A 21,099-nucleotide genomic window follows, 5' to 3' on the forward strand; every position below is an offset into this window, starting at 1 on the left:
CGATTTAGGAAACCCCGATTCATAATCAGGAGCCTCGTAGGGGCATAGCATGCTATGCCCCTACGAACCGGGGATATTCAGGCAGGATTTGTCCTGAAAATAGGCTAGCTCTAGAGGGTTTTGGGTTCTAGGGGCAAAAATACGGTCAACACTTCACCCGCCTGGGGGCGCTGACGCACGATCAGCTTGCCCCCCAATGCCTGGAATAGGTTTTTAGTCGCGTTGAGGTTCAGGCTGAGGCCGCCGGTCTCGGGCTGAAACATCAGCAGCTGCCCCAGCGCCTTAAATGGCGATGCCAGGGGATCATCCTTGAGCTGGGCTTCACTGCCCTCAGGGGGCTGCGACTGAAACTGAAGCTTGAGCTGGTGCCCAGCTAAGGTCACCGCCAGCTCGATATGGCTATAGGGCGGCAGGCTATGGGTAAAGCGATCGATCAGCCCCGTCAGCACCTGGGTCAGCATCGCTGGATCGCTGTTCACCATCGGCAAACAAGGGGGCACGTTCACCGTTAAGCTCAGGTTGCGACGGCTGGCCTGCTGCTGCCAACGGGGAATGGCGTCGTCAAAGATTTGGTTTAGGGAAATGGCCGATAGGGGCGATCGCGGCCTAGGCACACGATCGGTCTCCAGTTCCACGGCGCGGAAAATTAGGCTAAAGCGATCGATCTGCTGGGTGCATTCGCGATCGATCAGGCGCAGTCGTTTAGTGACCTCATCGCTAATGTCTGGGCGCTTGAGCAGCGATCGCGTCAGGGTGCGAATCGTCGTCAGCGGCGTGCGGATTTCATGGGCCATCGCCTTGAGCAGCTCAGTATCGGCGCTGTTCTCTGGAGCTGATTCTGGCTCGGGTATGCCGGCGGCAGCCGGGCTGAATACCGACTCAAGATGAGGGGTTGGCTCGGTCTGAAATGCTTCCAGCCTAGGGCGAGCGGGTAGTGATAGCGGCGGTGACGGGGCTGGGGGCTCAAGGCCCCGATCGGCAGAAGTTCGCTGGCGCAATTGAGTCAGCAACAGATGGCCATAGCGGGTCACCAGACGATAGTCGGGGGCTACTGGGGGAAACTGATCAATTAAGCGATCAAGGCCGGTCAACAGGGGAGGCCGGGTCGCCGCTACGCGATCGCGCAGTTGCTGCCAACCCTGCCAGACTACATCTGGATCAAACGAAAAGTGAAACTGAGGCAGACCCTGGGCACTGTGCCCCAAGACCAATAGCAGACTGAAATGATTGGTCAGTAGCAGACTAAAACGCTCACCTACTAGCGGGTCGTCGCTAGCCAGCGGCACCATCTGCAAGTTGCAAGCGGGGGCATCGATCGCACCGCGACCCTGCCCTGGCAATAGAGGCTGGGTGACTAAGAGAATTTGTTCTAGCTGCTCAGGTACTAGCAACCAGTGAATTAACCGCTGTCCCATCAGGCGATCGGGTAGCACCGGAAACGGCCCCGACAGTACTCCTCCCATCAGAGGAATAGTTGCGCCCGTAGCGTGAGCTGACTCAAGGGGTTCTGTGGGCAGCTCTAGCAACAATCTAATCAACGCTGCCAAACCACCCAACCATTCTTGCTCCGCTTGTACCTGGGCCTGCGGCCAAAAACCAGGGCTCTGTTCCGCAAACGTTTGAGCGGCTCCATACGCCCATTGAACGTCGTCAACCCTGGAGTTAAACGACGTCTGGTACTCGCTAAGCAATTGACTAAGAGGACGAAACTGTTGCACCAAGACGACACCTGTCTCTGCAATAAGCTAGCTGTCGGATTCAAGTCACAGCCAGCGGGTTGCCGATAAAAGCAGCCCAAGGTCTATTACGAGACTAATGCCTTAGCGCGGATTGGGCTATGGGTAGAACCGAACGAAAACCCGGTCCCTAACCAAACCAGCTGGACGGAATGGCCTCAGCTTCGTCCAAATGAGGGCCAGAGCTATGCCGCCAAATCTCAGGCCGCCCCAGCAGAGCATCAATGCCTTGGTGAATGAGTTGGTTAATCTGATCGTGCTGCTCAGAAGAGTAACAATGCCCAGGTGACTTCAGGCCGCCAGCCTCACCGCTATCCATCGTGACGTAGACCACCGGCAGGCGGGCCAGCACGTAGGCTGTGAGCTTTTGCCGCAGCTCAGGAACCGCAAAAATCTGGCGGTATTCATAGAGAGGATAAGCTGCCAAAATGTCGTCAATCTTATCGGTTACGGTTGGCAAGGTTAAGTTGACAATTGCTTGGGTCATTTGAGTTTACCTCCAGGAATATAGGGCGACAATCGAGGATATTATGGATTGAAATAGTCAGGGATCAGGCTAAACAGAAATTAAATAGCGACAAGCGACATGATTGATAGAAACTCAGCCTTTAAAGGCTATCGCCAGATCAACTCGAAGATTACTCACCGAGACCCTCAGGGGTCGAGCTGTCAAGACACATCTAAATAGATGTAAAAAAAGACTCAGCTCAACCAATCCAGATATCCCTATATAAGCGCGATAATAATGACTGCCCTACCTAAGTTTTAGAAAGAAATTATTTTTCTCCTGTGGATGTCCGCAAAAACTACGCAAAGTGAAGCATTTCTCAAACCTTGTTGTTTCTAATTAAAGTGACGGTCTCCTAACTGTTGCGTTGTGTAAGCTAGCGAGGTAAATCTAGGCGGCTAGAGTAGTCAATGCTCTAACCGCGAGCGGGGGGAGGCGGCTAGTGAACCAGGCTGTTTTGTTGGTGTGTGGTGGTATGCACTCACCTCGTTACACCGATCAAATCTGTAGCCTTATTGCTGCGGATGACGTGCTGAGCGCCAGTCCTAGGATAGTGATGCCCGCTTCCCTACAGGTGCTTTCGGCCTTTGCCCTGCGCCAAGACCTCGAAGCCGCTCTATCAAATGCCTCGTTGGCTGGCGTAGAACCGCTGGGGTTAATCATTTGGGCCTTTAGCGCCGGATGTGTAGGCGCTGCGACCCTGGCAACCCACTGGCAGCGGTATCGTGGGCCAGTGTTGGCGCTGTTTATGGTGGACGGCTGGGGGGTACCCCGCGATCCAGACGTGATCGTCCATCGCCTCAGCCACGATCGCTTTACCCACGACACCTCGGGCTGGCTAGGATGTGGGGATGAAGATTTCTATGCCGAGCCAGCTGTGCCCCATTTAGATCTGTGGCGACATCCCCAGTCGGTAACCGGGCACATAGCCACAACCAAAAGACCTGAAGAGCAGATAACCGCCGCTGATTTTCTCTGTCAGCGATCGCGCGCTTATCTCGGGCTAGCCAAATCCTAATATCAACAGCTCATAACCACAGCGCTAATCGCAAGCGCGACAGCCACAAAGACCTGGGCCTCTACTGCTAATATGGGGAGAAATGTTCTTCATGTAACAGCATTGACTGACATCATTCCTGTAAAGCAGCGGCGGTGAGTTCAATCACCGTTCGTGTGGCCTGAGGGAGAAAATGCTCTAAATTTTTGTTTTCTTCTTAAGCAATGCACCCTAGCCCTAGCCCAACTCAAGCACCCGCCGCTATGACAACTCCCGTTGCTGCTCCCAATAGTGTTCTTGTGCGCCGTGCTTCCGGTGCCTTTGCTCTAATTGATAGCCTCAGACGCCACGGGGTGGAGCACATCTTTGGCTACCCCGGCGGGGCCATTTTGCCCATCTATGATGAGCTATACCGGGCTGAGGCAGCGGGTGGCATTAGCCACATATTAGTGCGCCATGAGCAAGGGGCAGCCCACGCGGCTGATGGCTACGCTCGGGCCACGGGTAAGGTTGGGGTTTGCTTCGGCACCTCTGGCCCTGGGGCTACCAACCTGGTGACCGGCATTGCCACCGCCCAAATGGACTCGGTGCCCATGGTTGTGATCACCGGACAAGTGCCTAGCCATGCCATTGGCAGTGACGCTTTTCAAGAAACCGACATCTTTGGCATTACGCTGCCCCTGGTCAAGCATTCCTACGTCGCGCGTAACCCCGACCAAATTCCCCGCATGGTGGCAGAGGCTTTTTACATCGCCCAAACCGGGCGTCCGGGGCCGGTACTGATTGACATTCCCAAAGATATTGGTCTGCAAGAGTTTGACTATGTGCCGGTAGAGCCTGGACAGGTCAATTTGCCGGGCTACAAGCCGACGATTAAGGGCAATCCCCGCCAGATTAATCATGCGCTGCGCCTGCTGCGTCAGAGCGAGCGCCCCCTGCTGTACGTGGGTGGTGGTGCGATTACGGCCGGAGCCCACCCGGAAGTGTTGCAGCTAGCCGAATACTTTCAGATTCCGGTGACAACTACGCTCATGGGCAAGGGCTGTTTTGACGAACACCATCCCCTGGCCCTGGGCATGTTGGGTATGCATGGCACCGCCTACGCTAACTTTGCCGTCAGCGAGTGCGATCTGCTAATTGCCGTAGGGGCCCGCTTTGATGACCGCGTGACGGGCAAGCTGGACGAGTTTGCCTCTCGCGCCCAAGTCATTCACGTCGATATTGACCCGGCTGAAGTGGGTAAAAACCGCGCTCCTCAGGTGCCGATTGTTGGCGATGTAAAGCAGGTACTGACCACTTTACTCGGTCGCCTGAAGGACGAAAAGCAGCTGCCGCCGCCCCATCAAACCTTGGCCTGGCGCGATCGCATCGATCGCTGGAAACGCGATTACCCTCTGGTGGTGCCGAGCTACCCCGATGTGTTGGCCCCCCAGGAGGTGATTCACGAGCTCGCTACCCAAGCCCCTCAAGCCTATTTCACCACTGACGTCGGCCAACACCAGATGTGGTCAGCTCAGTTCTTAAAGAATGGCCCCCGACGCTGGATATCGAGTGCCGGTCTGGGCACCATGGGCTTTGGCATGCCCGCCGCCATGGGCGTGCAGGTGGCACTGCCCAACGAAACCGTGATTTGCATCAGCGGCGATGCCAGCTTTCAAATGAACCTGCAGGAACTAGGCACCCTAGCCCAGTACGATATCCCCGTTAAAACAGTGATTATCAACAACGGCTGGCAGGGCATGGTACGCCAGTGGCAGCAGGCCTTCCACGGGGAGCGCTACTCGTCCTCCAATATGGAGATCGGTATGCCCGACTTTGAGTTGTTGGCTCAGGCCTACGGCATTAAGGGAATTGTGGTGCGCGATCGCACTCAGCTCAGCAACGCCGTAGCCGCGATGCTGGCCCACAATGGCCCAGTGCTAATGGATGTGCACGTGCGCCGCGACGAAAACTGTTACCCCATGGTGGCACCTGGCAAAGGTAACCACCAAATGTTGGGGCTACCTGAAGTACATGGCACCGGCACTAGCGTAGGCACTGCTCCCTGTGTCAGTTGTGGGCACCATAACGTCGCCACCAGCAATTTTTGCTCGGAATGTGGCACTAAGCTATAGCAGCCAAATCGGGGATGAGTTTTAGCGGGCTACTGGCCCAAATTTTTCAGGATGCAGTATCCTAACCTCAGTTTCATTACTGATATGGGGCATCTATGTCTGCTGCGCTGAAATCCTATGTCCCTCGTCCTGTGCCGTCCCGGCGTAGATCAGCAGCGGCTCATGCTGCTGTAGCTCTATCCGATGGCTCTACGGCTATTGCCGTAGAGAGCAGCCCCAAAGTCGCGGCTCCGGTTATACTGCCAACGGCAGTTCCTGGCCCAGCCGTACAGGTCTTATCGAAACTGCATCTGGTGTCATCGGTTTTGGCCGCAGCGGTGGTAGCCCTTACCCTAATCAGCTATGGCACCTCGGTTTACCTTAACCGTCAGCTAAGTCAAGCCAACCAGCAGCTTAACCGCTTACAACGGAGTGAGCAGCAAATTGCAGCCGCTAACGAAGTGCTTAAAAACCATTTGGCAAAGCAAGCCGAAGACAGTAATTTTAGGTTTCAGCCCCCGCAACCAGGTAACGTGATTTTTTTGCAGCCGACTGATCGAACCGCCGCTCAGCCTAGCCAGACACCTAAGGCTTCACCGGGTCACCTGAGGCTACCCAAAGTGGATGTACCGATGGGGTACTAAGGCACTAGCCCAACCGTTTCTCGCCGCTCTGCTTCTCTGCCGCCCTGCTACCTATGGCTAGTTCTGCCTATTCTGACCGCCGTCGCCGTCGCCGTCGCCAGCGGACTCGATCGCCGGTTGTTGTTTCCTTTAACCCAGCAGCTAATCAACGGCGACTGTTGTTAGTTTGGGGTGTCCTCATCCTTGCGATCGTTGTGATGGCTGGGCGACTTACCTGGCTGCAGCTGATCCAGGGAGACAATCTGGCCAATCGCGCTCAGCAGCAGTACTTGTTGGCTCCAGTGCAGCGACAGATGCGCCACTCGATAGTCGATCGCCAGGGCAATGTCTTGGCCATTGATCAGGTTGTCTATACCCTCTACGCCCATCCTCAGCTATTTGATACCCCGATTCAAGATGTGGCAACGGCCCTGGCCCCGCTCCTCAATCAGCCGATTACAGAGCTGTTAGACCATTTGGGCCAGAGCCCCACGGGCATTCGCGTAGTCGATGGTCTACCCGAGGCAACCGTCGATCGCATTCGCGCCCTACGGCTGAATGGTCTTGAGCTCCAACCCCATCAGCAGCGCTTTTACCCTCAACAGCAGTTATTTGCCCCGGTGGTGGGCTTTGTCAATTTTGACGGCGAACCCCAGGCAGGGCTAGAAATTACCTACCAAGATCAGCTCTCGCTGGCCCCGCCTCCCGCCGAGCCAGATTTAAATACCGAGGTCTACGGGCCTCCCGTGAGTCTCTTGACAGCAGCAACCACCGAGACAGCGGCCCCCGATACTGTCGAGCCAGCCACTGCCTACTGGCCCAGTGACAATGTCAGCCTGCAACTCACCCTCGACAGCCGCCTTCAGCGTGCGACGCAGCAAGAACTTCAGGCCGTCGTTGACCGCTACCACGCCAAGCGCGGCACAGTGATGGTCATGGAAGCGCAGACCGGCGCCATGCTAGCCCTGGCCAGTGTCCCTACCTACGACCCTAACCAGTATTACGAGGCCGAGCCGAGCGATTTGAAGAGCTGGGCGATTAGCGACCTCTATGAGCCCGGCTCTACCTTTAAGCCGATCAATATTGCGATCGCCCTTGAGGCCGGGATCATCACCCCCGATGAAATGGTCAACGACAGCGGCCAGATCCAGTTTGGCAAGTGGAAGATTCGCAACCACGACTACGCTAGCGTTGGGGGGCGAGGGCCGATCTCTATTACTGACGTCCTGAAATACTCCAGCAATGTGGGCATGGCCCGCATTATGCAGAAAATGCCTGCCTCCGACTACTTTAGCTGGCTCCAGCGCCTCACCCTAGACCGCCCCACCGGCATCGATTTACCCGCTGAAGCGGCGGGCCAAATAAAAAATCGAGAGGAATTTATCAACAGCCGCGTGGAATCGGCTACCACAGCTTTTGGCCAGGGCTTTTCGCTATCGCCCATTAAAATGCTGCAGTTGGAGGCAACCCTGGCCAACGGCGGCAGATTGGTTACCCCACACCTGGTCAAGGGGATGATCAACGCCGATGGTGAGGCGGTGTGGACGCCTCCTCGGCCCCAGCCGAAGGCAATCTTTTCGCCCCAGACCACCCAGCAGGTGCTCACTATGATGGAAGCCGTGGTTGCCACTGGCACCGGTGATGCCGCCAAATTACCTGGCTATCGCATTGGGGGCAAAACTGGCACCGCTCAAAAGGCGGCGGCTTCTGGCGGCTATGGTCAGGGCCGAGTAACCAGCTTTGTGGGCATTCTGCCGGCTAATGCTCCCCGCTACGTCGTACTGACGATCATCGACGAGCCCCAGGGCGAGAATTCCTACGGCGGCACCGTTGCAGCGCCCCTCACCAAAGAGGTCATCGAGTCTTTGGTGGTACTAGAAGGGCTGCCCCCCGATGCCGAGCAGTCTACTGATTAGCCCCAACCCTCGCTCTAGAACACTTTGAATCCGGCGGCGCTTTACGTTAGAACGAGGGCTCTGTAATAGTGCCGCCCAGGTTTTCCACAATGGCGCGGGTATTGGCCACCATCATCTTGAGATAAGTCTCGCCATCACTCCCGGGTGCACCCACGGAGTCGGAGTAGAGTGGTGTCGGTGCTAGAGCCACCCCGGCTTCTGCGGCCACGGTGGTAATCAGGCGCGGGTTAATCGTGGTTTCGGCGAAAATCGTCGGTACCCCAAGGGTACGAATAGAGTCAACCAGTTGTTGCACAGTTTGAGCACTGGGCTGTTCCTCGGTGCTGAGGCCAATCAGGGTGCCGCCTACGGTTAATCCGTAGGCGTTAGCGTAGTACTGAAAAGCATCGTGGGTGGTCACCAGCTGCCGCTGTGGGGGCGAAATGGTCGCGGTTTGGGCTTCAATCCAGCTGTGCAGCTGGGTCAGGTCTTCGATATAGGCCGCTGTATTGGCGGTGAATTGCGTCTTCTGAGCGGGGATAAGCACGCTGAGTTCGTCGCGGATGACCTCGACCATCGGCACCGCATTGCTGGCATCCCCCCACACGTGGGGGTCGGGCACCACGCCGCCCGCGTAGTCGAGGTCGAGCGGGGGCACCACTTCGCCAACCGCGACGCGACGCGCATTCACCCCAGCCGCGTTGAGCAGCCGAATCAGGTTGGGCTCTAGGTTGTAGCCGCTGTAGAGAATCAGATCGGCCTTTTCAAACGCAATGCTATCGGCAGGCACCGGTTCATAGACGTGGGGATCAGCGCCGGGCTGCAAGATGCCGGTGATTTCGACCTGGTCGCCGCCGACTTGAGCGACCCAGTCGGCAATCAAGGTACTGGTGGCCACGACCCTGGGACGCGAGTTATCTGCCGGGTTGGCGACGGAGTTGTCTACCTCGCTGGAGTCGCAGGAGACCAGCCCCAACCCCGTCGTCAGCAGCACTAATATCGCCCCCCACCCTCCAACTGCCTTCGCCTTGAAGGATCGGCCTGGGGCAGCGAGAGGCACCTCTCTAGCCACTCGACGGTCGCCAGACAAATTGATTCGTGCCATAGACTACATTTCATAATCGTTTCATTTTCACGATACAATACATTTCATAATCGTTTCATTTTTGAAGACAGCCCGCCTGGGGTTCGTCCAGACCATGCCCGTGTTGGAGATCTTGCTATGACTATGGCCCCCGGCATAATCATCGACCACCTGACCGTCAACTATCGAGAGGTGCAGGCGCTGCGAAATATCAACCTCTCGGTACGACCGGGTAAGCTGGTCGGCATCTTTGGCCCCAATGGTGCGGGCAAAAGCACCCTGGTCAAAGCCATGCTCGGGTTGATGCCGGTGGTGACCGGACGGGTGACCTACGGCAACGAGGAACTCTCTCACCAGCTCAATCGGGTGGCCTACGTGCCCCAGCGATCGCAGATTGACTGGACCTTCCCCGCTACGGTCTGGGACGTGGTGATGATGGGCCGGGTGAAAAAAACGGGCTGGTTTAACCGCTTTTCGGCCACCAGTCGTCAGGTGGCCCAGGCCTCGCTGGAGCGAGTGGATATGGCAGACTTTCGCGATCGCCCCATTGGTGCCCTCTCTGGTGGACAGCAGCAGCGGGTGTTTTTGGCCCTGGCCCTGGCCCAAGAGGCCGACATTTTTTGCTTTGACGAGCCCTTTGTGGGGGTCGATCAAAAAACTGAAACCGTGCTGTTTAGAATTTTTCGAGAACTGGCAACGGCGGGTAAGACCGTGATGGTGGTTAACCATGACCTGGGGGAGTCGATTACCAACTTTGACCAGTTAATTCTGCTGAATAAAGAACTAATTGCCGCTGGCCCCCGTGAGTGGGTGCTAACCCGCGACCATATGACCCGCGCCTACGGTGGCCAGGTGGGCTTTTTTGGCCATGTCGCTTGAGCTGGCCATGCTCGACTGGTTTTTTGAGCCGTTGCAGTACGCCTTTATGCAGCGCTCCCTAGCGGTGGCGGTGATGGTGGGCATTATTTGCTCAGTGGTGGGGAGCTACCTGATGGTGCAGCGTCTAGCCCTGCTGGGCGATGCCATTAGCCACTCGGTGCTGCCAGGGCTGGCGATCGCGTTTTTGCTGGGCGTCAATATTTTTGTTGGGGCCTTTATCGCCGGGGTGCTGAGCACGGTGATCATTGGCTGGATTCATACGCGATCGCCGATTAAAGAAGACGCCGCCATGGGCATTGTATTTTCGGCCTTTTTTGCCCTGGGGATTACTCTGATTACCACCATTCAAAAAGACAACAAAATCGACCTCAACCACTTTTTGTTTGGCAACATCCTGGGGGTGACCAGTACCGAGGTGCGCGATACGGCCATGATTGCTGCCCTTGTGCTGGTGACCGTGGCCCTGCTCTATAAAGAGCTGCTGTTCTACAGCTTTGACCCTCTTGGTGCCCAGGCCAGCGGTTTACCCACCGGCCTGCTCAATGCCGGGCTCATGGTGCTGATTGCCCTGACTGTCGTTGCCAGTATGAAGGTCGTGGGGGTGATTTTGGTGCTGTCGCTGCTGATTACACCCGGGGCTACGGCCTACCTGCTGGTGCCCCGTCTGCACCAGGTGATGGGGTTGGGCGCGGCGATCGGCGTCATCTCCAGCGTCAGCGGCATGTATTTGAGCTATTACATCAACCTGCCCTCTGGCCCCGCCATCGTGCTGGTGGTGTCGGCGCTGTTTGCCCTGGCATTTTTGTTCAGTCCTCGCCATGGGGCACTGGTGGGGCCACCGCGATCGCGCCCCTGGCGGCAGCTCCAGCGCCTATTTCGCCCCTAACCCTGGAGCCTGGCTTGATAGGGGGCCAACGCCTGATCGAGGGCAGGAAAGAAAATAGGCGAGGGGTAGAGGGGCTCAAAGAACTTCACGATCGGGATATTTTCTACCCGAGGCAGAAAATCTGACGGATTGGGGCCATCGATATGGCGACTGAGCACTCCAAACCCCAGTCGCTGGCTGCGCGGTTGCCAGGTCGGGGCGGTGCGTTGTAGCCAGTCGACAAAGTCTTTGGCGGCAGTCATGCTGGCCTCCAGATTAGCGATTACCTGGGGCGGGGGCAACGCCTGAGTCAGGTCATCGATGTCGGCGGGCTGGGTCACCCAGGCCTTTGCCAGCAAAGCCTGGCGCTGGTCAGGGGTTTGCCAGGCCAAAATCGCGTACTTAGTTGGGGTCTCAGGCCACGATTCAACCTCAACGGTGCTACCTGTGGCCAGGTCTAGCATGGCCTGATGCATCTCGGTGCCGTCGGTTTGCCAGTCTTGGGCCGCTGCTGCCCAATCGCCGCGCCACCAGCGCAGGCTACCCCTGGCCCGGTGGAGAAACGAGGCCAGGCTGGAGTCCTCCGCTTGCTCAATTAATTCGCCATAGCGCTGCTCCAGGCGATCGAGCACCGCCGCATAGACGCCAGCCAAAGACCCTGTTTGCAGCAATGGGCTGGTCAACAGGGTGGGATGGCGAATCACTTCGAGGGCCAGGGCTTCGGTGGCGCAGTCGAGATTGTTGGTTTGCAGGCAGGCTACGCCCAGGCCAAAGAAAACGCCCATTTTGGCGGGCACCAGGGCAGTCGCCTGAATGAAAGCGGCCCTGGCTTGATCGGGTTGGCCATTTTCGATCTGGAGCCAGCCCAGGTTGCTCTGACCAAATTCCTGGTACGGCACGATCTGGTTGCCCGTCTCAAACCAGGCGATCGCATCCGTCAACAACGCCTGCCGCAGCGGTGGATCATCACCCACTTGCAGGGCAAAATCGCCCAGGTTATAGCCCAGTTGGTAGGGATAGTAGGGTTCCCAGGGGGCCAGAGCATGGGCCTGCCCGAGCTCGGTGGCAAAGCGATTGATGTCGGGAGGCTCGTCTGTGAGTGCCCAGAAACCGCCACTAGCCGTCCCCCAGGCCCGATGGGCAGGCACTAGCCAAAGGGTCATGGCCAGGATCAACCCCAGGCAGAGACCAGCCCACAGCCGATGACGGCGCGGTGATGCAGGCCTCTCTGCTAGGTCACTAGCCGGGGTGAAGGTACGGGCCAGCACAGCAAGGTAAAGGGCCAGGGTAGCTGCGATCGCCGGAATATCGAGCTGATAATCGGTCAGACCGATCAGACCAAAGGCAAACAATCCCGCCAACAGGCCCCAGACCAAGACCGGCGGCAGGTCACTGGGAGTGGTCTGCGCGCCCGATCGCAGCCACCGCAGCACCAGCCATCCCAGGACTAGAACCAGGGCCAAAGGCACGAGAATACCCCAAATACCGAGCTCACCCCAGAGCTGAGCCGGAGTGCTGTGCAGCTGAAATTGAAGTTCGGCATCCCGCCCGGCCCAGGTAGGGCGGTACTGCTGATAGGCCAGGGGCACGCCCCCCGGGCCAATGCCCGTGAAGGGATGGCTGCGCCCCATGCGCCAGCCCGTGACATTGGTAACCACTCGATACGACAGTTCGCCACCGGCAAAATTGCCCGTGGCCAGACTGCCCAACAATTGCCACAATCGCCGGTTGACCACCGCCCCCACAACCAAAAGACCCAGGGCAATGCCAGCGATCACCAGGGTTGTCCGGCGGGGTAGACGAGCATAAACCAGCCCGACACCGACAGCCAACAGCCCCGTAATCATCAGCGCTAGCCAGCCGCCGCGAGAACTGGTGGTATAGAGATTGAGCAGGCCCAAGACCACCCCTATCCCCCAAAGGCCGCGCTGCCAACCCTTATCTGCCCAGGCCAGGGCCGCCAGCAAGGGCAAAACCAACACCAGGTAGCCAGCCACATAGTTTTGGTGGCCAATGGGCTGCCAGTTACGCAGGCTGGTGAGCCCAAAGTTAAAGGCCTGATTGACGCCATAGCCCTGGAGGGTTTGAAGGCGGGCCAGCTCTGGCAAATAGATTTGGGTGAACCACAGCACCAGGCTAAGCAGGATAAAGGCCAGGGTCAGATATCCCTGGAACCGCAACAGCGTCCGAGCCCGCCCCACATCTCGAAGCCAGCCGCTAAGAGCATAGACCAGGGCGATCGCCCCCATGGCGGCCCACCCGTACCATCGCGCCTGGGCCGGAAACTCAGCCCCCACCGTAGCAGCCACTAATCCCAACACCGCCAGCACCGCCACCCAGTCAAACCCGTGGCCCAAACGCTGACCTGGTCGGTGCCACAGCTGCCAACCCAGCCACAGTGGGGGCAAAGTTAGGCCCACCTGCCACAAAAATACCCAGGGCCACGACACCATTAGGGTGCTGCTGCCCGGCAGGAGGGTAAATAGGGTGTAAAACGCCGCCGTTAGCAGGGCTAGTAAGGTGCCATCACTGGCAGTTGAGGCAACGGGCTCGGGCTTAGGGAGAGCATCCTCGGTCATGGCAGTTAAAAAGATTCAGAAAAGAGACAATATCAGCCCTGGGGGAGTTCTGTCAGGCGAAACCCGTTGTGGGTCGGATGGGGTAGCCCCAACGCCCTGGTACGCAACGCCTCGATGCAATCGTCGAGGGCAGAGAATTCTCGGGGCCAGGGGGGGAACAGATTGAGCTTAGCCACCAGGGTATAGGTTTGCAGCTGCTGTGGAGCCAGCATGAGGGTAATTTGCTTGGCCTGATAGTTGCGGTAGGCAAAGGCCAAGGCCCCACGATAGCCGCGATCGGGTCGGGCAATGACCGCCGTCAGCCACTGACGCAGGGGACGCACAGATAGGCTGTCTTCGATCAATCGAGTCTCTAGCTCAGCCTCAGCATCGGGGGCCTCAGCCGGGGAGAACGGATGGCCTTCGGGGTCGAGCCAAGCGGCGAGGAGATCGAGCTCGGGGGTCTGCCGCCCCAGACTGAGGTCGTGTTCTACTGCCGCCAGGGCAGCCGCAGGGTCACTGTCAGCCAGCAGCAAGCCCAAGACCACGGGCCGGAGCCGGTCAGGGTCTACTTCTACTTCAGGCTGGGCCGTCCACCAGGCCAGCAGGGCACGGGTTTCGTAGAGGGTGCTGAAGCCAGGGCTGTCAGGCGAGACCTCAGCCAGCAAAGCGTCGTACTCGACCAGGGTGGCCTGCGCCACCGCTGCATATATGCCTTGGTAAGGGCTCTGCTGCCACTGGGGATAGGTGAGCGCCGCAGGGTTGACCAATGCCTCTAGGGTAAACGCCGCGATCGCACCCTGGTTGTCTCCCTGCCGCAACAGCAGGTCGCCCAGCAGCCAGTAGCCGTAGTGTTTGTGGCGGGGCATTAACTGCACGGCCTGGGCCGCGTAGGGGAGAGCCGTAGCCGGTGCGTCAATTTGATGGAGCACCGCCAGGTTGTGGTTAAACCAGCCGTCGTTGGGGGCCGCCTGTTGGGCCTGCTGGGCATAGTCGACCATGAGCGATCGCACATTGGCTTGGGCCTCAGAGGCACCGAGTACCTGGTTCAGGCCCCACAGCGCCTCACTGGCCACAGCCGGAGCCGTCGGATCCCACGGGCTGAGGCGGTAGGCCTGATACCAGCGGGTATCGGCCAGGTTGATCTGTTGACTGTAAAAGGCTTCATCGGCGGCGGCATCCAAGGCCACGGTGAGGGTAAAGGGCAGCCACAGCGGCACCAGCAGCCCCAGCCCCAGGGCCAGCCCCAAAGCAGCTTGCCGCATGGCGTTGCCTGCCAGCACCCCTGAATCAGGTAGGTAGGCCTGGCCCAGGGCCAACAGCAGCACAATCAACCCTAAGAGCACGCCCGCAATCGGAATATTCTCCAGCTGGTAGTCGGTCAGGCTGGCCACCCCGTAGGCCAATAGGCTACCGCCTATACCCCCCAATAGCGCCCGATCAGGAGAACTCAGGGGCTGCCGCCACAGCCGCCACCCCAGACGACCCAACACCACTAGGCCCGCCAGCACGATGGCCAGACCAACCAGGCCCAGTTCCCCGGCCAGCTGGGCGGGGGTGTTGTGGAGTTGCTGAATGTGGTCGAGGCCTCCCCCAGTCTCAAGCGGACGATAGAGGTTGGAGACCCGCCCCATGACCCCAGAGCCAACGCCCAACCAGGGGCGATCGCGCAGAATGTTGCCCCCCAGACGCAGCATAAACCAGCGATCGAGGGTGGGGCCATCGCTGAGGCTGCCCGCGCTAAACCAGGTGCGAATGCGCGGGTTGCTGGCCAGCCCCAGCCCCAGGGCCACCGCCCCTGCCAACCCCGTCAAGCCCCAGCGCCACCGCTGGGATGCCTCCAATCGCCCCCATCGGATCAGCCAGGCGATCAGCAGCCAGACCACGGTTCCCAGGGCGGCTCCCCGCGAACCACTGAGGTAAAGCGCCACCAAGATTAAGCCACTGCCCGTGGCGGCCAGCCACCGCTGCCAGCCTCGACTGGCCACCGCTGCCGCCACCGCCAGGGGCAGCACGAGGGCAAAATAGCCACCGACAAAATTGTGGTGACCCAGGGGCTGATGGTTCCGCAGGGCGGTTAAAAAATTGTCGGTGGCCCACATTCCAGGGGCCGGTCGCCACAGGGCTAGGCTGACCCCAGCGGTGGCGATCGCGATCGCCACGAGCCCATACCACAGCCGTAGGCGGCTCAGCCAGCCGCGATCGACCACATTGCGATAGAAGTACAAGGCCACTACGTAAATCGCCACCAGGCTGACATTCCACAGCGCCACTCGGGGGAAGGGCGAGACCACCGCTGCCAGCCCCAGTCCTAGCCCCAACGCCAGTATTACTCGATCTAACCCGTAACCCAGGGCATGGCTCGGTTGCCCCTGCCGCAGCCGTCGCCACAGCCCCAGGGCCAGGGCCAACCCACCCAGCTGCCAGAGCAAAATCCAGGCCCAGCCCACCATGCGGTAGTAGCTGAGCGGCAGCCAGCTAAAGCTAGCCAGCACTAGCCCGCCCGCCAGCACGGGTAAGCTGGCCCACCGACTCCTCCAGCTGGCGGCTCGACCGTTGACAGCGTTTTCTGCCAAGGGCTGAGCATTCTCAGCAGTCAATAGGCCCCCTTGCCCCAGAGCACAATGCCCAGCGTGGCAGCAAGAATTTCTAAATCGAGATTGAGTGACCAGTTGTCGATGTAGTGCAGGTCGAGGCGGGCCACATCGTCGAAGGTGTCGATGTCAGACCGGCCCGATATCTGCCACAGCCCGGTCACCCCCGGGAGCACCTGGTGGCGAATGTTGTGCCAGCCATCGAATTTGGCCACATCGCGCACGGGCAGCGGGCGAGGGCCGACCAGACTCATCTGGCCACAGAGCACGTTCAACAGCTGGGGCAGCTCATCCAGGCTGGTGCGGCGCAGCAGGCGGCCTACTCGGGTAATGCGGGGGTCGTGCTTGACCTTGAAGAGCACCCCGTCTGCCGATTCATTTTGCCGCTCTAGCAGGGTCTGGAGCTGGGGGGCATCGACCACCATCGTGCGAAACTTCCACACGTGAAAGGGTTTGCCGTGCAACCCTACCCGCTCCTGGCGAAAGAAAATTGGCCCGGTGGAGTCAAGGCGAATGGCCAGGGCAATGCCCAGCAGCACTGGAGCTAAAAAGAGGAGTCCCAGCCCAGATCCTAGATAGTCGAGCCAGCGCTTGAGGCGGTAGTCCCAGCCACCCATGAGCGGTGCATCGAGGCGGAGGGTGGGCAGACCCGCCACGGTTTCGGGGGTGCCGCGCCGGTAGAGCATGTCGCGGCTGGTGGGCAATAGTTGCATGGCAATGCCGGCCCGGCGCAGCTTCCAGTAGAGCTCTGAGGCCAAATCTGCCGAGGGAATGCTCTCGGCCAGCACCAGGGTGGCGCCGGAGGCCAGGATGGCCTGGTAGGTAGTGGGCGAATTGGCGGTGGTAGCCAGCGCCGCGCCAATCACCGGCACATTGGCCCGCTGGGATAACACATCGGCCAGGCGCTTGAGCCGAGGGGCGGGGGCAATCAGAAATACGGCGGTGAGCCCTTGGGCCTGGGTTAAGGGGCGCAGCAACAGCGTCACTATGAGCCGCAGCCCTACTACCAGCGCCACCCCGCTCAGCCAGGCCGAGAAAAAGAGCGATCGCGGCAGGTCGAGTTTAGGGTCGTAGAAGTACATCACCACCAGCGCCATCAGGTAGAGCAGGCTGAGTAGCTTGCCCGCCCGCAGATGCTTTTGCCCCTGGGAAGCGATATCGTACAGACCGCTGTAGACGAACAGCACCACCGTGCAGGCCATTAACACCCAGAACGGGCTGGGTAGCCCCAGCCAGGTCCACCACACCAGCTGGGCCGGAATTGGGGAGAAAAACTGGTTCAGCGATCGCGCAATGTGCCACGACAGCCCCAGGGCCAGACTATCGGCTGCCAGTAACGCCAACCCCTGCCGCCCCGGCCCGGTGAGGGCATCACGCAGCTGCGATCGCAGCCGCCGGGGGGCACGAATATCTTGGCGATGGCGGGACCGCTGGTGCATCACAGCGGGTACGGCACGGTGACAATCCATAGCAGGGGGCAGACGCATGGGGACAGCATTGGCCTTAGTATTCCGCAATTGTGCTGAGGATCTATCACGACAGAGGTTTGTTTATAGGGCGAGACCGGAACCGGGTCAAAACCTGATGCTTAGCTACCTGCGCCCCAAACAGCAATATAAACATCGGGTTATTTACCAGGTAGCGCTGCCACAGGCGACCGGGTTCCTGGCCCAGTCGATAGAGCCATTCCAGCCCAAACGCCATCATCCAGCGGGGGGCCTGGGCCACGTCGCCGCTCAAGAAGCTAAAGGCCGCCCCTACCCCGATCATGACGGCATGTACCTGGCCCTGATGGCGGTGCATCCATTGTTCTTGTTTGGGGCAGCCCAGGCCGACAAACACCACTCGCGCCCCCGACTGGTTGATGCGATCGACATCGGCTTTGGCTTCGGCCACCGAGAGGGAGCGGAAAGGCGGCGCGTAGGTGCCCGCAATAGGCAGTCCAGGGATCTGGGTCTTGAGATGAACCACCATTTTTGCCAGCATGGCGTCGGTGCCGCCATAGAGGTAGATGGGCCAGCCGAGGCGGGCGGCGCGATCGCACCAGGCCAGCATCAGATCGGGGCCATAGACCCGACTCTGCCCCGGCATTCCCAGCAGCCGCAATCCCATGACCAGGGGCATACCATCGGCGGTGACCAGGGCCGCAGCGTCGAGCACGCGCTGGTAGGCGGGGTTCCAGTAGGCGGTCATGACTACATGCACATTGGCCGCTACCACGTAGCAGGAGCGCCCGGCGGCAGCCCAGGCTTGAATGCGATCGCAGGCGTCGGCATAGCTGGTGGCATCGACGCGGGTTTTCAGAATGCGCCTGGCCGTAAGGTTCGGCTCCGTCATAGTCGTGACCTGTGCATAAACAAATTTTAGCGGTGCTTAGGGTTTGGCTCCCTTAGCATCGCGCTTATCTCTGACATAAATGCCGTTCTGCCGCCGCTGCAGCTCAAATAAGTCGGTGGCATCGACCAGGGTGCTGAGTTTGGCATAGCCATAGTTGCGGGGATCAAAGGAGGCCTGGTTCGAAATATGGACTCCCACCGCCGCTAGATTAGACCAGCCGTCCTCATCCTGGGCGGTGGTGACAGCCCGACGCAGCAGACTCACCAGCTTGGTATCTTGTTTGAGTTCTTTGGTGGTTTTCTTAACGCTGTCAACGGTTTTAGCCGGGCCAATATCGGCATCCTGTCCCAAATTTTCGAGATAGAGAAAGGTCGAGCAGGCATAGACAAAAGGCTTGGGGGTTTTCTTTTCGCCAAAGCCGTAGACCTTGAGGCCGTCGGTCAAAATCCGCATCACCAGCGGGGTGAAGTCACAGTCGCTGGTGACGATGGCAAAGGCGTCGAGGTTGCGGGTGTAGAGCAGATCCATCGCGTCGATGATCAGCGCCGCATCGGTGGCGTTTTTGCCCTTGGTGAGGTCAAACTGCTGCACCGGGCGAATAGCAAACTCGTGCAGGTTATCTTCCCAGGGCTTGAGGTTGGGGTTTTTCCAGTTGCCGTAGGCGCGACGGGTGTTGGCGACCCCATACTTGGCAATTTCAGCCAAAATCGCCTCAATTTTTGCTGCCGGGGCATTGTCGGCATCAATCAGCAGAGCAATTTTGGCTTCCGATGACAGCATGGCTGATGCGACCCAACAAATCTGACAACGTTAACTGACTGGCAAGGCTGGCTCTCGAAGTCACTCATACCATAGCGTTTTCAGCGATCGCATTACCCGCCCGTCACTCGCGGTGGGGAGCGAGGCCAAGCTGGCCCTGAGCCTCAATGTAATTGGGGGTCTGAGCGGTGGTAGCGCTGAGGCTGCGAATGCTGCCCAGAAAAGGTTTAGTAGCTGCAAAAGCGGGGTCATCGTGGAGGTCAAACACCTGGTAGACCAGGGCTAGGGTCGCCCCGGCGTTAAGGTAAAAATAACCGTTGTTGGGGCGCGGAAATGCTGCCGTGGCTTGATCAAACAAAAAGAAATCGGCCAAGGGGTCGTGGGGAGACGGGGCTAACAGGCTGGCCATGGGCACCGTCCCAGAGGTGAGGGCCAGCATGTCTTCGGCTACCCAGCTATGGCTACCCACGCTGAGCTCAGGCCGATAATCATCATCGGTGCGGCTAAAGCGCAGTTCCCAACTGGTGGCGGGCTGCTGGTTGACGGTGCGCGGGTAGGCAGTGAGGCCAAAGCCCGGCAGCAATTCGTCTAGGGTGGCCAGGGTATTTTCGGCGGTGGGGCGATCGCTCGTCTGCAAGAGCAGCCCCAGCCCGGCGTACTGCAAGGGGCCACCGGCGGTGGGGAACGCTGCGATCGCCACTTCCCCGTCCATCCAGCCAAACAGATCTCGATCTAAGTCCAGCCCAGTAGACAGGGTGAAGAACGAACGAATTGTCGCCAACCCCTCGCTGGTAAAGTCGCTGGCATTCTCCAGGATGGTACTGACATTGCGCCACAGACCGGCCACATTGCGGCCACTCATCATTAAAAATGTGGAGGCGGGCAGCAGCGTCAGGGGGCTGTCGGCGTTGGGAACCTCAGGGGTGATGGCAAAGTTAAAGGGCACCGCGTCGTAGTAGTAGCGACCGCGAAACTGCAAGCCCGCAGGTAGGGGATAGACCAGGGCCTCCAAAGTACCGCCAAAATTGAGCGATCGCAGGGTTTGCAGGGTGTCGTCATCGAGGCTGGGGGGGGCAGGCAGGGGCACGGGCAGGGGCAAATCTGCCAGGTCAAAGGCCTCAGCAGACAGATCGTAGTTGAGCAGCTCCAGGGCATTGCCGTAGACCGCAAATAGCGCTTGGGTCTGCTGGCGATGGGTCAGGGTGCGCTGAAATTCTCGGCTATCGGCCAGGGTAGATGTTTGCTCCTGGCGCAGGCGCAGATACTGCTCGATGGCGGCAGGAGATTCTGCTGTGACCAGGGTGTCGGGCAAAAAGGCCACCGCCAGCCCGGCCTGGCCAAACCCCACTAAGGGCACTGGTACCTCCACCTCCATCTCGGTGGCGGGCTCGTCGCCCTCGTGGAAGGGCGTCACGGTGAGGGGCAGCCCAATAGCACCCCTCAGCCGCAGCGTGGCATTGCTCTCTAACGCCTCTGGGCCTAATTCCTCGGGAGTCTCCTCGGTGGGGGACTCCGAGCCATTCTCTTCATCGCAGGCCAGGTCTGGTGCCGCCAAGTCGCACATCGGCTCTTCGAGGGCGTCGTCTTCGGGCCAGGGTTCGGGCCAGGGTGCAGGTTCGGGGGCAGGCCAGTAGTAAATCTCGGTGCCGAGACTCGGAATGAGTTCAGGGTCGCCGCTCTGCTGGGCCAAGAGGCTGTCGCGAAAGGCAGCGAAAGACTCAGCATCGGCGATCGGAGCCAGCATGACAGTATGGTCAGCAGTGGTGCCGCGATCGCCCGGCTGCACCGGGAGCAGTGCCACCACCACGGTATCGCTCACCCAGGGAGCCACCTCCGTCGCAACGTCAATGCCGTAGGGCAGGTAGGGCAGCCCAGGCAGACTGGGCGCATAGCCGAGCTGTTCGTCGAGTAGCTTAAACAGTTGATACTGGTTGAGCTGACTCCAGGTGCCATCGGTGGTATCGAGCAGCAGCGTCAGGGCCGTGTTCTCAGGCAGTTGGTGCCAGGGCGGCTGCACGTCAGCATAGACCGATAAGGGGGGCAACAGGGTTAGCGCTATGCCGCTTGCTCCCCCTATAGCTAGGGTCTTGCCCAGGTTGCCCCAGCGACTTGTGTTGTCTGTGCCCATGATTTTTCCCCGTCTGGTTAGGCCTCTTCTATAAAACCCAAAG

At 59.3% G+C, this 21,099-nt stretch carries 15 protein-coding genes; 6 read left to right on the forward strand and 9 right to left on the reverse strand.

What is annotated here, in order from left to right; translation table 11 throughout:
• Positions 1–110: 110 nt before the first annotated feature.
• Positions 111–1,718, reverse strand: coding sequence for a HAMP domain-containing sensor histidine kinase (locus tag IQ254_RS07895; protein WP_313887398.1), 1,608 nt, complete (start codon positions 1,716–1,718; stop codon positions 111–113).
• Between the two features lie 148 nt (positions 1,719–1,866).
• Positions 1,867–2,223: a hypothetical protein gene (locus IQ254_RS07900; protein WP_193965631.1), complete on the reverse strand. Its 357-nt coding sequence runs from the start codon at positions 2,221–2,223 to the stop codon at positions 1,867–1,869.
• Positions 2,224–2,719: 496 nt separating this feature from the next.
• Between IQ254_RS07900 and IQ254_RS07905 the strand changes: the two genes are divergently transcribed.
• From IQ254_RS07905 to IQ254_RS07920, 4 genes are all read left to right on the forward strand, one after another.
• Positions 2,720–3,262, forward strand: coding sequence for a hypothetical protein (locus IQ254_RS07905; RefSeq protein WP_193965632.1), 543 nt, complete (start codon positions 2,720–2,722; stop codon positions 3,260–3,262).
• A 242-nt stretch (positions 3,263–3,504) separates the two neighbouring features.
• Positions 3,505–5,355: a biosynthetic-type acetolactate synthase large subunit gene (gene ilvB / locus IQ254_RS07910; RefSeq protein WP_193965633.1), complete on the forward strand. Its 1,851-nt coding sequence runs from the start codon at positions 3,505–3,507 to the stop codon at positions 5,353–5,355.
• A gap of 95 nt (positions 5,356–5,450) precedes the next feature.
• The gene (locus IQ254_RS07915) at positions 5,451–5,978 is read left to right on the forward strand and encodes a hypothetical protein (RefSeq protein ID WP_193965634.1); all 528 of its coding nucleotides are present in this window, start codon (positions 5,451–5,453) and stop codon (positions 5,976–5,978) included.
• 53 nt (positions 5,979–6,031) lie between these two features.
• Positions 6,032–7,873, forward strand: a complete 1,842-nt coding sequence (locus tag IQ254_RS07920) for a penicillin-binding protein 2 (protein ID WP_193965635.1) — start codon at positions 6,032–6,034, stop codon at positions 7,871–7,873.
• Positions 7,874–7,919: 46 nt separating this feature from the next.
• Here IQ254_RS07920 and IQ254_RS07925 read toward each other — a convergent pair whose 3' ends face one another.
• Positions 7,920–8,957, reverse strand: a complete 1,038-nt coding sequence (locus IQ254_RS07925) for a metal ABC transporter solute-binding protein, Zn/Mn family (RefSeq protein ID WP_193965636.1) — start codon at positions 8,955–8,957, stop codon at positions 7,920–7,922.
• Between the two features lie 117 nt (positions 8,958–9,074).
• Between IQ254_RS07925 and IQ254_RS07930 the strand changes: the two genes are divergently transcribed.
• Both IQ254_RS07930 and IQ254_RS07935 read left to right on the forward strand, forming a co-directional pair.
• Positions 9,075–9,815, forward strand: coding sequence for a metal ABC transporter ATP-binding protein (locus tag IQ254_RS07930; RefSeq protein ID WP_193965637.1), 741 nt, complete (start codon positions 9,075–9,077; stop codon positions 9,813–9,815).
• Positions 9,816–9,822: 7 nt separating this feature from the next.
• Positions 9,823–10,701: a metal ABC transporter permease gene (locus IQ254_RS07935; RefSeq protein ID WP_193965649.1), complete on the forward strand. Its 879-nt coding sequence runs from the start codon at positions 9,823–9,825 to the stop codon at positions 10,699–10,701.
• Here the strand turns inward: IQ254_RS07935 and IQ254_RS07940 are convergent.
• From IQ254_RS07940 to IQ254_RS07965, 6 genes are all read right to left on the reverse strand, one after another.
• Positions 10,698–13,259, reverse strand: a complete 2,562-nt coding sequence (locus IQ254_RS07940) for an O-antigen ligase family protein (RefSeq protein ID WP_193965638.1) — start codon at positions 13,257–13,259, stop codon at positions 10,698–10,700. The genes IQ254_RS07935 and IQ254_RS07940 overlap by 4 nt on opposite strands.
• 32 nt (positions 13,260–13,291) lie before the next feature.
• Positions 13,292–15,814, reverse strand: a complete 2,523-nt coding sequence (locus IQ254_RS07945; RefSeq protein WP_193965639.1) for an O-antigen ligase — start codon at positions 15,812–15,814, stop codon at positions 13,292–13,294.
• Positions 15,815–15,834: 20 nt separating this feature from the next.
• Positions 15,835–17,301, reverse strand: coding sequence for a sugar transferase (locus IQ254_RS07950; protein ID WP_193965640.1), 1,467 nt, complete (start codon positions 17,299–17,301; stop codon positions 15,835–15,837).
• 64 nt (positions 17,302–17,365) lie between these two features.
• On the reverse strand, positions 17,366–18,169 hold the full coding sequence (locus IQ254_RS07955; RefSeq protein WP_193965641.1) for a WecB/TagA/CpsF family glycosyltransferase: 804 nt from the start codon (positions 18,167–18,169) through the stop codon (positions 17,366–17,368).
• Between the two features lie 36 nt (positions 18,170–18,205).
• Positions 18,206–18,949: an NYN domain-containing protein gene (locus IQ254_RS07960; protein WP_193965642.1), complete on the reverse strand. Its 744-nt coding sequence runs from the start codon at positions 18,947–18,949 to the stop codon at positions 18,206–18,208.
• 103 nt (positions 18,950–19,052) lie between these two features.
• On the reverse strand, positions 19,053–21,056 hold the full coding sequence (locus IQ254_RS07965) for a DUF3352 domain-containing protein (protein WP_193965643.1): 2,004 nt from the start codon (positions 21,054–21,056) through the stop codon (positions 19,053–19,055).
• Between the last annotated feature and the right edge of the window lie 43 nt (positions 21,057–21,099).

It is taken from the genome of Nodosilinea sp. LEGE 07088 (genome assembly GCF_015207395.1).
In the GTDB taxonomy this organism is placed as follows: Bacteria; Cyanobacteriota; Cyanobacteriia; order Phormidesmidales; family Phormidesmidaceae; genus Nodosilinea.

Excerpts from the sequence above, each read along its gene's own strand:
- IQ254_RS07900 (WP_193965631.1), bottom strand. The coding sequence starts at position 2,223 with ATGACCCAAGCAATTGTCAACTTAACCTTGCCAACCGTAACCGATAAG.
- IQ254_RS07905 (WP_193965632.1), top strand. The coding sequence starts at position 2,720 with ATGCACTCACCTCGTTACACCGATCAAATCTGTAGCCTTATTGCTGCG.
- ilvB (WP_193965633.1), top strand. The coding sequence starts at position 3,505 with ATGACAACTCCCGTTGCTGCTCCCAATAGTGTTCTTGTGCGCCGTGCT.
- IQ254_RS07915 (WP_193965634.1), top strand. The coding sequence starts at position 5,451 with ATGTCTGCTGCGCTGAAATCCTATGTCCCTCGTCCTGTGCCGTCCCGG.
- IQ254_RS07920 (WP_193965635.1), top strand. The coding sequence starts at position 6,032 with ATGGCTAGTTCTGCCTATTCTGACCGCCGTCGCCGTCGCCGTCGCCAG.
- IQ254_RS07925 (WP_193965636.1), bottom strand. The coding sequence starts at position 8,957 with ATGGCACGAATCAATTTGTCTGGCGACCGTCGAGTGGCTAGAGAGGTG.
- IQ254_RS07930 (WP_193965637.1), top strand. The coding sequence starts at position 9,075 with ATGACTATGGCCCCCGGCATAATCATCGACCACCTGACCGTCAACTAT.
- IQ254_RS07935 (WP_193965649.1), top strand. The coding sequence starts at position 9,823 with ATGCTCGACTGGTTTTTTGAGCCGTTGCAGTACGCCTTTATGCAGCGC.
- IQ254_RS07940 (WP_193965638.1), bottom strand. The coding sequence starts at position 13,259 with ATGACCGAGGATGCTCTCCCTAAGCCCGAGCCCGTTGCCTCAACTGCC.
- IQ254_RS07950 (WP_193965640.1), bottom strand. The coding sequence starts at position 17,301 with ATGGATTGTCACCGTGCCGTACCCGCTGTGATGCACCAGCGGTCCCGC.
- IQ254_RS07955 (WP_193965641.1), bottom strand. The coding sequence starts at position 18,169 with ATGACGGAGCCGAACCTTACGGCCAGGCGCATTCTGAAAACCCGCGTC.
- IQ254_RS07960 (WP_193965642.1), bottom strand. The coding sequence starts at position 18,949 with ATGCTGTCATCGGAAGCCAAAATTGCTCTGCTGATTGATGCCGACAAT.
- IQ254_RS07965 (WP_193965643.1), bottom strand. The coding sequence starts at position 21,056 with ATGGGCACAGACAACACAAGTCGCTGGGGCAACCTGGGCAAGACCCTA.